14 protein-coding genes are annotated in these 13,300 nt (G+C 61.8%); 9 read left to right on the top strand and 5 right to left on the bottom strand.

Going from position 1 to position 13,300, the window contains the following annotated elements:
• Positions 1-106 precede the first annotated feature (106 nt).
• Positions 107-1,000, bottom strand: coding sequence for a beta-keto acid cleavage family enzyme (locus tag ACSQ3G_RS24060; protein ID WP_436111987.1), 894 nt, complete (start codon positions 998-1,000; stop codon positions 107-109).
• A 220-nt stretch (positions 1,001-1,220) separates the two neighbouring features.
• Here ACSQ3G_RS24060 and ACSQ3G_RS24055 point away from each other — a divergent pair, with 220 nt between their 5' ends.
• The 9 genes from ACSQ3G_RS24055 (at position 1,221) to ACSQ3G_RS24015 (ending at position 10,301) form a co-directional block, all read left to right on the top strand.
• Positions 1,221-1,994 (top strand): HpcH/HpaI aldolase family protein, encoded by a 774-nt coding sequence (locus tag ACSQ3G_RS24055; protein WP_436111986.1) that lies wholly within the window; start codon positions 1,221-1,223, stop codon positions 1,992-1,994.
• Between the two features lie 33 nt (positions 1,995-2,027).
• On the top strand, positions 2,028-2,789 hold the full coding sequence (locus ACSQ3G_RS24050; protein ID WP_436111985.1) for an SDR family NAD(P)-dependent oxidoreductase: 762 nt from the start codon (positions 2,028-2,030) through the stop codon (positions 2,787-2,789).
• A 237-nt stretch (positions 2,790-3,026) separates the two neighbouring features.
• Positions 3,027-3,488, top strand: a complete 462-nt coding sequence (locus ACSQ3G_RS24045) for a tripartite tricarboxylate transporter TctB family protein (RefSeq protein ID WP_436111984.1) — start codon at positions 3,027-3,029, stop codon at positions 3,486-3,488.
• Positions 3,489-3,506: 18 nt separating this feature from the next.
• On the top strand, positions 3,507-5,012 hold the full coding sequence (locus tag ACSQ3G_RS24040; protein ID WP_436111983.1) for a tripartite tricarboxylate transporter permease: 1,506 nt from the start codon (positions 3,507-3,509) through the stop codon (positions 5,010-5,012).
• 46 nt (positions 5,013-5,058) lie between these two features.
• Positions 5,059-5,682 carry a nuclear transport factor 2 family protein gene (locus tag ACSQ3G_RS24035; protein ID WP_436111982.1) on the top strand — a complete coding sequence of 208 codons (624 nt, stop codon included), beginning with the start codon at positions 5,059-5,061 and terminating at the stop codon, positions 5,680-5,682.
• Between the two features lie 134 nt (positions 5,683-5,816).
• Positions 5,817-6,791 (top strand): Bug family tripartite tricarboxylate transporter substrate binding protein, encoded by a 975-nt coding sequence (locus ACSQ3G_RS24030; protein WP_436111981.1) that lies wholly within the window; start codon positions 5,817-5,819, stop codon positions 6,789-6,791.
• Between the two features lie 108 nt (positions 6,792-6,899).
• Entirely contained in the window at positions 6,900-7,379 is a 480-nt protein-coding gene (locus ACSQ3G_RS24025) for a (2Fe-2S)-binding protein (protein ID WP_436111980.1), read from the top strand.
• Positions 7,379-9,484 (top strand): molybdopterin cofactor-binding domain-containing protein, encoded by a 2,106-nt coding sequence (locus ACSQ3G_RS24020; protein ID WP_436111979.1) that lies wholly within the window; start codon positions 7,379-7,381, stop codon positions 9,482-9,484. Before ACSQ3G_RS24025 ends, ACSQ3G_RS24020 begins: the two co-directional genes overlap by 1 nt.
• Positions 9,485-9,620: 136 nt before the next feature.
• Positions 9,621-10,301, top strand: coding sequence for a glutathione S-transferase family protein (locus tag ACSQ3G_RS24015; RefSeq protein ID WP_436111978.1), 681 nt, complete (start codon positions 9,621-9,623; stop codon positions 10,299-10,301).
• Positions 10,302-10,335: 34 nt separating this feature from the next.
• Here the strand turns inward: ACSQ3G_RS24015 and ACSQ3G_RS24010 are convergent, their stop codons facing one another.
• From ACSQ3G_RS24010 to ACSQ3G_RS23995, 4 genes are all read right to left on the bottom strand, one after another.
• Entirely contained in the window at positions 10,336-10,773 is a 438-nt protein-coding gene (locus ACSQ3G_RS24010) for an SRPBCC family protein (RefSeq protein ID WP_436111977.1), read from the bottom strand.
• A gap of 76 nt (positions 10,774-10,849) precedes the next feature.
• The gene (locus ACSQ3G_RS24005) at positions 10,850-11,554 is read right to left on the bottom strand and encodes an ABC transporter ATP-binding protein (protein WP_046629602.1); all 705 of its coding nucleotides are present in this window, start codon (positions 11,552-11,554) and stop codon (positions 10,850-10,852) included.
• A complete protein-coding gene (locus ACSQ3G_RS24000) occupies positions 11,547-12,302 on the bottom strand; it encodes an ABC transporter ATP-binding protein (protein WP_436111976.1) in 756 nt (251 codons plus the stop codon). Before ACSQ3G_RS24000 ends, ACSQ3G_RS24005 begins: the two co-directional genes overlap by 8 nt.
• Positions 12,299-13,297, bottom strand: coding sequence for a branched-chain amino acid ABC transporter permease (locus ACSQ3G_RS23995; RefSeq protein WP_436111975.1), 999 nt, complete (start codon positions 13,295-13,297; stop codon positions 12,299-12,301). The genes ACSQ3G_RS24000 and ACSQ3G_RS23995 overlap by 4 nt, the downstream gene beginning before the upstream one ends.
• Positions 13,298-13,300: the final 3 nt, after the last annotated feature.

Raw genomic sequence — 13,300 nt, 5'->3', positions numbered from 1 at the left:
AGTCGAAATCGTCTGGCTCCGCGCCAGGAAACCGGATGGCGTTGAGGCAGGGCTGCGGCCCGTGTTCCCGGGAAGCCGGCCGAGCGACATGCACCGCCGACGGGATCTAGCGTGGCTTCGGAAGCTGCTTCTTCAGCCCCAGAATTTCTCGCGCCTCGCCGGCGGTCGCGATGGTGCCTCCCAGCTCTCTTAGAATGCGCACGGCCTTCTCCACGAGCACGGTGTTGCTCCCGGCGAGGACGCCTTTTTCCAGATAGATATTATCCTCCAGGCCGACCCGAACGTGGCCACCAAGAAGCCAGGCCTGCGCCAGCATCGGAAATTCCCAACGCCCGACGCCAAAGGCCGCCCAGTGAGCGCCTGCCGGCAGAAGCGACTTCATGTACATCAGCGTTTCCGGCGTGGCGATTGCCCCGTAACGCACTCCGAGCACGATCTGGAATAGCGCCGGCTCCGCCAACCTCCCCTCCTGAAGGAACTGATTGGCGAGCTGGATGTCTCCCGTATCGAATACCTCGATCTCCGGCAGTACGCCCGCATTGCGAATGATGTCCGCCATGACCGCGAGATTGCGGGGCGTATTGATGACCACGGAAGAACCGGAATACATCGTGTTGAAATCGAGGCTGCATATCTCCGGCCGCAGGGAAGCGATATGTTCGACCCGGTGCTCCGGTCGCATCAGCGTGGTCCCCGGTGCCGCAATGCGCGGTTCGTCTTCGCTGGGGACGAACCGCCCGCCAGGGCCGGTCGTGAGGTTGATGATCACGTCCTCGTCCGCCGCCCGCAGGCGCTCGACAACCTCGCGGTAGTGCTGCAACTCCATGCTGGGCCTGCCGTCCGGATGCCTCACATGGATATGAACGATTGCAGCGCCCGCCCGCGCAGCATCGATGCAGGCAGCGGCGATCTGCTCAGGAGTGACCGGCAGATAGGGGGTCTGGTCGATCGTCGTGATATTGCCTGTGACGGCGCAGCTTATGATGGTCGGATTGGCCAAGGCTTTTGTGTTCCTCGTTGAGCGTCACGCGCGAATGAAGTCGCACTGTCCTGAGGCATTGGCTCGCACCCGAAGCTGCTGATCACAATCGTTATCGCCGTCCGTTTCGCGAGAAGAAACGCCAGCCGGGCGGGGAATGTTTCGCAGGGAGAAACGGGACCGCAATTGCCTTCGTTCCTGACAAGAGAATGGCTAGGGATCGGTATCGAAAGGTGGCCAGATGACAGAACAGCGTCCCGATTTTACCGCATTCCGTGAACGACTGCTGACGCGCCAACGGATGTTCGGCACATTCCTCAAGCTTCCCACGACGCAGGTGGTCGAGATATTGGGGGCGATCGGCTACGATTTCGTGGTCATCGACCAGGAGCATGCCGCGCTCGGGCGCGACATGACCGACCTGATGATCTTTGCCGCGCGTGCATCGAATATCGCGCCCGTGGTGCGCATCGCCGAATTCAGCGAGGCAAACATCCTGTCGGCGCTCGATTCGGGCGCGATGGGGATCATGGTTCCGCATGTAAGCACCGTCGAAAAGGCTCGGGCAATTGCACGCAGTTGCCGATATACGGGAGGCAGCCGAGGTTTTGCCGGGCTGACGCGCGCCAGCAATTGGGGAAGTATCGACGCGGTGCATCATATGTCGCTGCAGGACAGCCGGGTCGCCTGTATCGCCATGATCGAGGATTTCGAAGCCGTTGACCGGACGGCGGATATCGCCAGGGTAGATGGTATAGACGCTTTGTTCATCGGCCGGGGAGATCTGACGGCAGCACATCGAGGTGATCCGCAGGCCGGTGCCAAGGTGGCAAAAATAAGCAGGCAGGTCGCGGCGGCGGCACGAGAGGCCGATATCCCGCTCATGATGTTGCCGACCAGCAAGGCCGACTTCAATTTTGCGGCCGAGCTCGGCGCGAGTGCGATGTTGGTGTCGAGCGACCATGGCTTCATCCGATCGGCCGCCGCCGCCGCTCTCAAGGAATACTCGGCTTGAATTTATTGTCGGCAGGTCTTTTCGGGAGGAAAAATGCCATTGATCGAAGTTCCGGAACTGGCCGTTCCAAGAGTTGCGCTCGTGACCGGTGGAAACAGCGGGATCGGGCGGGCGATCGCCGCGCGGCTCGCCCGGATGGGCACCACCATGGTCGTCGGCTACAACAGCCGCCCGGAGATGGCCGCTGACGTCGTCCAAAGCCTTCATGGCAGCGGCCACAGTGCCCTGCGCATCGCGATCGACGATCCGGCATCCGTCGCCGAGGCAGCCGTCGCCGTCGGTGAAAAATTCGGCAGCCTCGATGCCCTGATCAACTGCGGGGGTGCGACAACCCCGGTCGCGGCAAACGACCTCGACGCGCTCACCGACGACATATTCGATCGCGCGGTAGCGATAAACCTCAGAGGCCCCTTCGCAATGGTTCGGGCGTTCCGCCCGATGCTGGAGCAAGGCGATAACGCCGCCGTCGTCAATATCTCCTCCATCGCGGCCCGGACCGGTGTGGGAAGCAGCCTGGCCTATATTGCGGCGAAGGGCGGGTTGGATGCGCTGACAATTGCGCTGGCCAAGGTGCTGGCACCCAAAGTTCGCGTTTTCTCCGTTTCACCCGCCGGCGTGGATACGGATTTCGTTCCTCACCGGACCCGGGACCAGCTGCAAAAAGTCGCGGAACGCCTTCCTCTGGCCAGGATCACTGCTCCCGACGATGTCGCGCGGGCGGTGACCGCCTGCATCGTCAACCTCACCAGTTCGACGGGAATCGTCATACCGGTCGACGAAGGCCGCCATCTCTAGCCGCTGAAGCCGCAGATATTTCACAGGCGGCGGCGCCTTCGGACGCTGCCTTCCCGCTGTTTCCGCATCATTGGTCAATCGTCTGGCGAAACAGGTTGCCTGCGACATTGCCAGCTTGAGCCGGCTTTGTATTGTGAACACCTGCGACGTGGCGAGGGTACTCGTCCGCTTGTTGGACAGACAAATGAGCGCGCATAATTGCAAATCGACTGAACAACTTCTGGATGGGAGCCTCGGATGAAGCTGAGCCAAGACGTTCTACTGGGACTCTTTTTCGTTGCTTTTGGCGTCGTGTCCGTTTCAGTTGCGATGAGTTACCCCTTCGGCACATCAGGTCGGATGGGGCCGGGTTATTTTCCTGTCATCATTTCGAGCTTGCTGGTGTTGACGGGCCTCCTCGTCCTCTTTCGTTCGCAATTCGTCCGGCCGGAAATGCTGCCGGCCATTCGGTGGAAGCCGCTCTTTTTGATCCCCGGCGCGGTCGTGATTTTCGGGCTGGCGGTCGAGACCCTCGGGTTGCCGCTGGCCGTTCTCCTGCTGACGATCTTGACCGCGGCGACGAGCATCAAATTTCACATCGGATGGAAGGCCGTCGCAGGCTCTCTCGCCTTTGCCGCGCTCTGCTCCGTCGTCTTCATCGAACTCCTCGGCCTACCCATCCCCATCGTGGGAAGCTGGCTACGGGTTCTCGGTTTCTAACCGCTTTGCAGGATTGACATGGACATTTTCAATGGACTTCTCCTGGGGTTTTCGACGGCAACGACGCTGTCCAATTTCGCCTATTGTTTTGCGGGTGTGCTTCTTGGCACCGCGGTCGGTGTCCTGCCCGGCCTCGGGCCGATCGCGACGATTTCCATGCTCTTGCCGTTCACGTTCGGTCTGCCGGTCGACACAGCGCTGATCATGCTGGCGGGCATCTTCTACGGATCGCAGTATGGAGGCTCGACGACTGCGATCCTGATGAATCTTCCAGGAGAGGCTTCATCCGTCGTCACCACGCTCGACGGGCACCAGATGGCAAAGCAGGGCAAAGCGGGGCGCGCCCTGGCGGCGGCCGCAATCGGCAGCTTCTTCGCCGGCACGGTGGGAACGCTTTTCATCGTGATCGCAGCGCCACTGCTGGCAAGCCTTGCCCTCACCTTCGGGCCGGCGGAATATTTCTCGCTTATCATGCTCGGCCTCATCACCTCGATGGTGCTGACCAGCGGATCGCTGCTGACAGCCTTCGGCATGGCGCTGTTCGGCATCGTCCTCGGAATGATCGGAACCGACATCAATACAGGGGCCGCACGATACACGTTCGGCTCGCCTTACCTGCTCGACGGGCTGGATTTCGTCGTCGTCGCCACGGGCATATTCGGTCTGGGCGACGTCCTCATGAACCTGGAAAACGAGCGTTTACGTGTGGTCGGGGTCGCACCCGTCAGCAGCCTGTTCCCGACGGCTGAGGACTGGCGCCGGATGTCTGCACCGATCCTGCGCGGCACCGGTATCGGGGTCCTGCTCGGAGTCTTGCCCGGCGCGGGCGTCCTGCTCGCGTCCTTCTCGGCATATGCTCTTGAGAAAAAGATCTCGAAACATCCCGAGCAATTCGGCAAGGGTGCGATCGAGGGGGTAGCCGCGCCAGAGGCCGCGAACAACGCCGCAGCGCAAACCTGTTTCATACCGATGCTGACGCTCGGCCTTCCGGGAACCGCGACCATGGCTCTGATGATCGGAGCGCTGGTCGTTCAGGGCGTTCAGCCCGGGCCGGAAATCCTGTCTCAGCAGCCTGCCCTGTTCTGGGGCCTGGTCGTGTCGATGTGGCTTGGCAACCTGATGTTGCTTTTCCTGAACCTTCCGCTCGTGGGCATGTGGGCAAAGCTGATTTCGGTGCCATACCATTTTCTGTTCCCGACGATCTGCGTCTTCATGGCGATCGGCGTCTACAGCATCAACAACAGCGTTTTCGACGTCTACATGATGGCGCTGTTCGGGGTGCTCGGATATTTCTTCAAGAGGATGGGAGCAGAGCCCGCGCCGCTTATCCTCGCCATGATCCTTGGTCCCATGGCGGAAGAATATCTGCGCCGGACGCTGCTGATCTCCCACGGCGATGCAAGCGTCTTCTTCACGAGCCCCCTCAGTCTCGGAACATTGGTCGTCGCCGCCCTGCTACTCCTGTCGATCGTGTCGCCGCGCTTTCGCAAAGTGCGCGAGGAAGGGCTGCAGGAAGCCGACTGATCGGCACAGCGCGGATCCATATACGCCCAACTTCCAGGAGATCCTTATGCAACAGGACGACGGCACGCGCCTAAAGGCCCTTCTAGACAGGGAGGAACTCTTCGATCTCGTGCGCCGCGAACGCTTTGCCCGTGACCAGCGCCGTTTTGACGTGATGAGCACGTGCTTCCATCGCGACGCCTATATCCGGACAAGCTGGTACGAGGGACGTGGCGGCCAGGCCTATGTGGACGCTACGCGCGAGTGGATGAAGGCGACCGGAAACAGCAAACACTGGGTCTTTCCCGCCTTTGCGCAAGTGACTGGGGACCGGGCAACGGTGGAAAGCCCGGCGATGATCTTCAACCGCGCGAGGCCTGACGGCGTCGAGATCGACCTTCATGTCTTCTGCCGGTTCTTCTCCCGCGCCGTGCGGGAGAGCGGCACCTGGAAACTCCTCACCTTCGAAGTCCTGTTCGAAAGGGACATCGCCAAGCCCGTCAACCCGGCGGAGACACTTCCCATCGACTGGTCCGTCCTGTCGACGATGCGTCCCTCCTACAAGTTCCTGGCATATATACAGCACACGCGCGGAGTGACGGTAAAATCCGATCTGCTGGGCGACGATCAGCCGGACCAACTGAGCGCTTTTCATGAGGGCGAAGAACGCTGGCTTGCCGGCGCTGACTGACGGCCATCGAGGCTTGCGATTGGGCGGACCATTCCAAGCAGCGGAATGGTCTCAGTCAGAGGTTCGCGGTCGCAACCCGGCACGATAGTGTTGCGCCTATAGAACTCGATTCAACGGGTGGGAGGAGACGTGTAATGAACAGGCGGGAATTTATCGTATTGGGCGGGACAGCTGCCGTGCTGGCGTCCAGAGGAATTGCGCTGGCCGACAGTTGGCCGAGCAAACCGGTGGTGGTGATCTCGGCCTATCCTCCGGGGGGCACCAGTGACATTATTGCCCGGCTGGTCGCGGACGCCTTGACGGCCAAATACGGCCAGCAATTCGTCATCGAGAACCATGCTGGCGCAGCCGGGGCCTTGGCCGGCGGCAGGCTCGCGCGCGCCGCGCCCGACGGCTACACGATCATGATCAGCGGCAGCGCGCCGATCGCGGCCAACAAGGTGGTGCAAAAGAACCTTGCATACGATCCGCAGGTGGACTTCACACCGATCTCCATTGTCGCTGAAAGCCCGGCGCTGCTCAGCTCAAGCGCTTCGGCTCCGGCGAAGTCGATCCAGGAACTTATCGCCTATGCGAAGGCAAACCCTGGAAAGCTGAATATCGGAAATCCGGGTGCGGGGACCAAAGGGCACATAGCCGCTGCCATCATCGGCCAGATGGCCGGCGTGCAGATCAACCATATTCCCTACAAGGGCTCGCCGCCGCTGCTGGCCGACCTGCTGGGCGGACACATCCACTTCGCGCTCGACGCCCCGTCCAACTATCTCCCCCATATCCGCGACGCGAAAATCCGCGGGCTTGCGGTAACCTCGGCCAAGCGAATTCCGGAACTGCCCGAGGTGCAGACCGTCGCAGAACAGGGTCTCAACGGCTACGAGCAGACCCTCTGGTTCGGCGCTGTCGGCCCAAAGGGGATGTCCAAGGAGATCGTCAGCAAGATCCACACCGCCATCAAGGAGTGGAGCGATACGCCGGCAGCGCAGAAGAAGTTTGCGTCGCTGGGACTGACCTCCGTCGTCAATTCGCCTGACGAAATGGCCGGCTCGATCGAACGCGAGATCCGGTCGATCGAGCCGCTGGTAAAAGCAGGGCTGGTCGAGCCGACCTAAGCTTGTCGCAGGCAGAGTGGCCTTATCGGTGTCGCGGCCGCAATCACTCGGCCGCGACACCTCTCGGCGGGACTTGGAGACGCTGGCACAGGGATGGAATTGAGCTGGATGAACGAATGCCTCACTCTTAATGTCAATGGGCAGGTGCATGAACTGGACGTGCCTTCGACGGCGCCGCTTCTGGACGTGCTTCGCAATCACCTGGGGCTGAAAGGCAGCCGTTATGGCTGCGGCTTGGAGCAATGCGGCGCCTGCATGGTTCTGATCGACGGCGTTGCCGCCTATTCCTGCAGCCGGGAGATCGGTACGCTTTCCGGCCGCACGATCACGACGATCGAGGGCCTGGGCTCGGCGGATGCATTGCACCCGCTGCAGCAGGCATTCCTCGACGAGCAGGCGGGACAATGCGGTTATTGCCTATCGGGCATTCTGATCGCGGCAAAGGCTTTCCTCGATCGCAATCCCGACCCGACGCGGGCCGAAATCGCCGCCGTGCTCGACGCAAATCTTTGCCGCTGCGGTTCGCACCCCCGCATTTTGCGCGCCGTGCTCAAGGCGGCAGCCGACATGCGCGAGAAGGTAGCCTGATGAGCGCGCTTACCTTCAGTCTGAAGGACAATCCCCGGCTCGACCGCTGGCTTCGCTTTCAGGACGACCATACGGTGCGGATCGGTACCGGCAAGGTGGAACTCGGCCAGGGCGTGCTGACCGCGCTTGCGCAGATCGCGGCGGAGGAACTGGATCTTCGCATTGACCAAGTGCGGATGATGTCCGGCAACAGCATTGAGGGTCCGGGCGAAGGTTATACCGCCTCGAGCTGGTCCATCGAGCATTCCGGCGCAGCGATCCGGCTTGTCGCAGCGGAAGTCCGTACCCTTGCCCTGGCGCGGGCGGCGCTGCGCTTGAACGCTGCACCCGACGAGCTAACCGTCGCGGACGGCGCCTTCTTGAAGAACGGTGCGCCGAGCGGCATCGACTATTGGAGCATTGCTGGAGAGATCGACCTTTCCGCAGAAGCCACCGGCGCGGTTGCGCCAAAACCCCAAAACGCTCACCGCCTCGTCGGCAAATCTGTCCCACGGCTGGACCTGCCGGCCAAACTCACCGGATCCGGCTTCATCCAGGACATGATGCTTCCGGGAATGCTGCACGCGCGGACACTGCGCCAGCCCGGGCCCGGCGCGATGCTTCTGCAACTGGATGAGACGATCATCCGGCGCAGAGCGGGAGCCGACGTTCGCATCGTTCGCCTCGACAATTTCGTGGCATTCGTCGGCACCGACGAGACCGCGGTCCGCGCTGCCGCCGTCGCTGCAACGGAAGGCGCCGTCTGGGACAATGCCCTCAGTCTCTCACCCGAACAGGCAACGCCCGACTGGGTCGCCTCCCAGCCCTCGGACGACCGTCTCATGGGCGATCCTCCGCCGGAAACGGCGACGGATCGTGTCTCCGCGCGCTTCACGCGCCCGTTCCTTTCGCACGGCTCCATCGCGCCCTCCTGCGCGATCGCGCTCTACCGTGATGGCATCCTTACCGTCTGGTCCCATGCACAGGGCATGCACCCGCTGCGGGAGAATATCGCAAGGACGGTCGGATTTTCTCTCGACGCGGTTGCCTGCCATCATGTCCAGGGAGCCGGCTGTTATGGCCATAACGGTGCCGACGACGCCGCCCTGGACGCTGCCCTCGTTGCATTAGCGCTGCCCGACCAGCCGATCCGCCTCATGTGGCGGCGCGAGGAGGAATTCGGCTACGAGCCGCTCTCCTCGGCCATGACCGTCGCCGTCCATGCAGGATTGGACGCGGGCGGCCGGCCCGTCCACTGGACCACGGAAATCTGGAGTGCCACCCATGGCCAGCGGCCCGGTGTCGGCGGCGCCAGCCTGCTTGCTGCCCACGCCATGAAGACGCCGCCACCTGACCGCAAGCCCTTCGACATTCCGCTTGAACGCGGCGGTGGAGCTGCCCGCAACGGCATTCCTCTTTACGATATCGGCCCGAAGCGGATCGAATTGCATCTGATCCACGACGTGCCGGTACGGACCTCGTCGCTGCGTGGCCTCGGCGCGACGCTGAACGTCTTCGCCATCGAAGGCTTGCTCGATGATCTGGCCGGACGCGCAGGCGAAGATCCGGTTGCATACCGGCTGGCCATTCTTTCCGACCCTCGCGCCCGTCGCGTCCTCGAGAAAGCAGCCGCGATGGCGAACTGGTCATCCCGCGATGCCGGAGGCGCCGGAAGCGGTCTGGGTATCGGCCTCGCCCGCTACAAGAATTCTTCGGCCTATGCGGCGGTCGTCGCCGCCGTCGACGTGGATGAGGCAGCGCGAGTCACGGATATCTGGTGCGCCGTCGATGCCGGGCTCGCCATCAATCCCGACGGAATTCTCAACCAGATCGAAGGCAATATCGTCCAGGCCATCAGCTGGACGCTGATCGAGGAGGTCCGCTTCGGCCCGCAGGGTATCGCGACGCTCGACTGGGAAAGTTATCCGGTCATCCGCTTTTCGCAAATACCCGAGATTCGCGTCGAACTTGTCGAGGCCAGCGAATACCCGCCGCTCGGCGTCGGTGAATGCGCAGGTGGTCCAACGGCGGCCGCCATCGGCAATGCGGTCGCCCATGCCCTGGGCACACGCATCCATCATATGCCGATGACCCGCGACCGGATCATGGCGGCCCTGATGGCATGACGAGACGGCCGGCGACGACGGTTGGATGCGCGACGGCGGATCCATCGTGTTCGGATTGGGATCTCACTTCATCGACCTTTGGATCGCGCGTCCGGGGAACGCTTCTGCTCGCATCAAACAAGAAGGGTAATGGAAAATGGCGGATCTATCGGCAGCATCTGGCAGGATATCGAACCCGACGGGCGAATTGATACTGTTTTACAGTCCCGGAGCCTGTTCGCTGGCATCGCATATCGCCCTGGAGGAAACCGGCAGGCCGTTCAGACCGGTGAGGACGCTACTCTCGGAAAACCAGCATCTGACTCCGGAATACCTGGCAATCAATCCCCGCGCCAAAGTGCCGGCACTCATCGCGCCGGATGGCAGGGTGATCACCGAGAACACTGCGATATTGACGTTTATTGCCTTGACCAGTCCGGGCGCCGGCCTGTTTCCGACGGACATTCTCGACCAGACGCTGTGCATCTCCCAGATGGCCTGGTTTTCGAACACGCCGCATATCTTCCAGAGAGCGAAGTTCAGGCCTTATAGATTCGTCGAGAGAAAAGAAATTTATGACGACGTCCGCAGCAAGGCAGTGTCCTCCTATTGGGAGAGCATGCAGGAGATAGATGGGTTGATTGCCGGCAACGAGTGGATCATGGGCGACCAGTATACGGTCGTGGATCCCTACGCCCTCGTTTTCTATGGCTGGGGAAGGAGCAACGGCCTGCCAATGGACAGCTTGAAAAGTTTCACGCGGCATCACAACCAGATGCGCGAGCGGGCGGCCGTAAGGGCGGTGCTGGAGCGAGAGGATAACCCCCACTTCAAGTAAGGCGCATCTCCGTTTCAAGCGACGTAAGTCCGCGTTATCCCTCGCGCGATGAGAATGAGACAAAGAACTGGTCGGCGAGCTTTTTCGATGTCGCCTGCACCAGTCTGCCGCCCAATGCTGCAATCTTTCCACCGATGTCCACATTGGCGCTGTAGGTCAGGACGGTGGCGTCGCCATCCTGCGCAAGCCTGACAACGCAGTCTCCCTTGGCGAAACCGGCGATGCCGCCGTTTCCCTTGCCGATGATGCGGCAGCTCTCCGGCGCCTCGATATCGATGATCTCGACGGTGGCCGCAAAGGTTGCGGAAACCGGGCCTATCTTGAGCACGACCTTCGCGTCGAAACTGTTCTCGGCCGTCTGCGTCAGTTCCTTGCAGCCCGGAATGCAACGGCGCAGGACATCGGGATCGAAGAGCCTCGCCCACACGTCATCGCGTGGCTCCTCCAGCCGGTACTCTCCAGTGATTTCCATACAAATATCGCTCTTCGCCGCGCAAGCGACGAAGCCCTGTGTTCGATGATGATGATTGAGTGGGTAAATTGCGGGCTCAGACCGCGCAGTATCGCTCCTGAATGTCCTTGTCCGCCAGAAGTGTTGCCGCATCGCTGCGATAGACGATCTCGCCCTGGTCGACGATAACCGCCCGATCCGCAAGGTTCAGCGCCCATTCGACGTTCTGCTCGACGAGGAGCAGCGTCGTCCCCTCCTCCCGCAGCCGCCTGAACAGTGCACCCATCTCCTCGACCAGCACGGGCATGATGCCTTCCGACGGCTCGTCGAGCAGGATCATCTTCGGCCGGGCGATCATGGCGCGGGCTATCGCCAACATCTGCTGCTCGCCGCCCGACATGGTTACACCTTCCTGGTGCAACCGCTCCTTCAGGCGCGGGAAACTGCGGGCGATCTCGTCGATCGCAGCCGCCTCGTCGATCCGCTTGCGGTCGGCGACAAGCCCCAGCTGCAGGTTTTCCAGCACCGTCAGCCCCCGCACGATACGGCGTTCTTCCGGAACATAGGCGAGGCCGCGGACATAGCGGTCATGAGCCTTTAGCCGGGATATGTCTTCCCCGTTGAACCGGATGGCGCCGGTGGTGCGCGGCATAAGCCCCATGATCGAACGGATGATGCTCGTCTTGCCCGCGCCGTTGCGGCCGACAAGCGCGACGATCTCGCCCGGTTCCACCGCGAACGATACCCCGTGAAGCACATGGCTCGCGCCATACCAGCCGTTCAGGCCTTCGATTTCAAGCATAGCCATCATTTTGTCCCAGGTAGACGCGACGAACCTCGGAGTTCGCCTGGATTTCTGTCGGTGTCCCGTCGGCCAGCAACTGGCCATGGTGAAGGACGAGCACGCGGTCGCTGAGGCCGAGGATCATCTTCATCTTGTGCTCGACCAGCAGGATGGTGCGTTGGGCCGCCAGCTTCTCTATCAGCGCGACCATCTCGCGCGTCTCTTCCGGCCCCATCCCCGCGGTCGGCTCATCGAGCAGAAGAAGCGCCGGATCGGCCACCAGGGCGATGGCGATTTCCAGCGCACGCTGCTGGCCGTGTGCCAGGAATTTGGCCGGCGTCGCCGCCCGCGCCGACAACCCGACCGATGCGAGCATTGCCAAGGCCCTGTCCTGGCTATCCCTATCGGCACTGCGGTCTGCCCAGATGTTCATGCGGGATCGGAAAGCCTGTGCGGCGACACGGACGTTCTCGAGGACGGAAAGGTTGGGGAAGATGTTGGTGATCTGGTAGGAGCGGGCGATGCCGCGGTGCACATAGTCGTGCTGTGGCACGCCCGCCATATCCGCACCCCGAAACCTGAGCGTTCCGCTCGAGGGCTTCAGGGCGCCGGACAGGATGTTGAAGAACGTGCTCTTGCCGGCACCGTTCGGCCCGATGATGGCGGTGATCTGGCCTTCCTGAAAATCGGCCGTCACGTCCTTCAACGCGACCAGTCCGCCGAACTGCTTGCCGATATTGGTGACGCTCATGATGGGTGCGTTCATCGGCTTTTGCCCCAGGCTATCAAGGTGCCCCAGATGCCCTTCGGCAGATAGAGGACAAAGAGGATGAAGATCACGCCGACAATGAGCTGCCAGTTGGATGTCCAGAGCGAGAAGATGTCCTCCATCGAAAGAAACGCCAGCGCGCCGATAAAGGGACCGAAGAAGCTGCCGGCGCCGCCGAGCAGCGTCATCATCACGATTAGACCGGACGTATGGTAGTGGAGCGAATCCAGGGGCACGATCGAAAGATGCATCGCCGACAGCGTGCCCGCGAGCCCACAGAGAATGCCTGAAAGGATGAAGGACAACAGCTTGGTTCGCTCGACATCATAGCCGCAGGCGCGCGCCCGCGTCTCGTTTTCGCGGATCGCCTCGATCACTGCGCCGAAAGGCGAATTCAGCACTCTCGACACGAACCAGAGTGCCGCCGCGACCACGATCATGATCGCGTAATATTTCGCGAGAGGATCGAGGAAATTTACCGAGAAGCCTGGAAGGTGCAGCGTGCTGACCGTAAAGCCGCGCAGACCGTTTTCGCCGCCGGTCCACGAGGAGGCTTGCAGCGCCGCATAGTAGACGAGCTGTGCCAGCGCGAGCGTCACCATCGAGAAGTAGATGCCACGCGTGCGGATGGCGAGCACCCCCATGACCGTCGCAAGCAGGCCCGAAACCAGCACGCCGATCAGCATCGCGATGAACCAGTGGATTCCGAAAGCACCGATCGCGATACCCGTCGCATAGGCTCCGGCTCCGAAGAAGGCCGCATGACCGAAGGAAAGCAGGCCGGTGTAACCGAAGAGCAGGTTGTAACCGACCGCGACGAGGCCGTAGATCAACACGTTGACGGCCAGCGCCTGCGAGGGCAGCACCCAGGGCAGGATGCAGAGCGCCAGGATTGAAAGCGGCACCCGCCAGCGGCTGACGTTGGAAAACAATGTCGCGAAGCTGCGTCGGGCGGGTGCCGGGACAAGTTCCGCATTTTTGATGACGGACATGGC

It is taken from the genome of Neorhizobium tomejilense (genome assembly GCF_964254135.1).
GTDB lineage: Bacteria > Pseudomonadota > Alphaproteobacteria > Rhizobiales > Rhizobiaceae > Neorhizobium > Neorhizobium tomejilense.
This window is presented reverse-complemented; position numbering and strand designations above follow the sequence as displayed.

Coding starts and splice junctions, on each gene's coding strand:
- ACSQ3G_RS24010 (WP_436111977.1), bottom strand. CDS start 10,773: ATGGAAATCACTGGAGAGTACCGGCTGGAGGAGCCACGCGATGACGTG.
- ACSQ3G_RS24015 (WP_436111978.1), top strand. CDS start 9,621: ATGGCGGATCTATCGGCAGCATCTGGCAGGATATCGAACCCGACGGGC.
- ACSQ3G_RS24005 (WP_046629602.1), bottom strand. CDS start 11,554: ATGCTTGAAATCGAAGGCCTGAACGGCTGGTATGGCGCGAGCCATGTG.
- ACSQ3G_RS24025 (WP_436111980.1), top strand. CDS start 6,900: ATGAACGAATGCCTCACTCTTAATGTCAATGGGCAGGTGCATGAACTG.
- ACSQ3G_RS24030 (WP_436111981.1), top strand. CDS start 5,817: ATGAACAGGCGGGAATTTATCGTATTGGGCGGGACAGCTGCCGTGCTG.
- ACSQ3G_RS24055 (WP_436111986.1), top strand. CDS start 1,221: ATGACAGAACAGCGTCCCGATTTTACCGCATTCCGTGAACGACTGCTG.
- ACSQ3G_RS24040 (WP_436111983.1), top strand. CDS start 3,507: ATGGACATTTTCAATGGACTTCTCCTGGGGTTTTCGACGGCAACGACG.
- ACSQ3G_RS24035 (WP_436111982.1), top strand. CDS start 5,059: ATGCAACAGGACGACGGCACGCGCCTAAAGGCCCTTCTAGACAGGGAG.
- ACSQ3G_RS24045 (WP_436111984.1), top strand. CDS start 3,027: ATGAAGCTGAGCCAAGACGTTCTACTGGGACTCTTTTTCGTTGCTTTT.
- ACSQ3G_RS24020 (WP_436111979.1), top strand. CDS start 7,379: ATGAGCGCGCTTACCTTCAGTCTGAAGGACAATCCCCGGCTCGACCGC.
- ACSQ3G_RS23995 (WP_436111975.1), bottom strand. CDS start 13,297: ATGTCCGTCATCAAAAATGCGGAACTTGTCCCGGCACCCGCCCGACGC.
- ACSQ3G_RS24050 (WP_436111985.1), top strand. CDS start 2,028: ATGCCATTGATCGAAGTTCCGGAACTGGCCGTTCCAAGAGTTGCGCTC.
- ACSQ3G_RS24000 (WP_436111976.1), bottom strand. CDS start 12,302: ATGAACGCACCCATCATGAGCGTCACCAATATCGGCAAGCAGTTCGGC.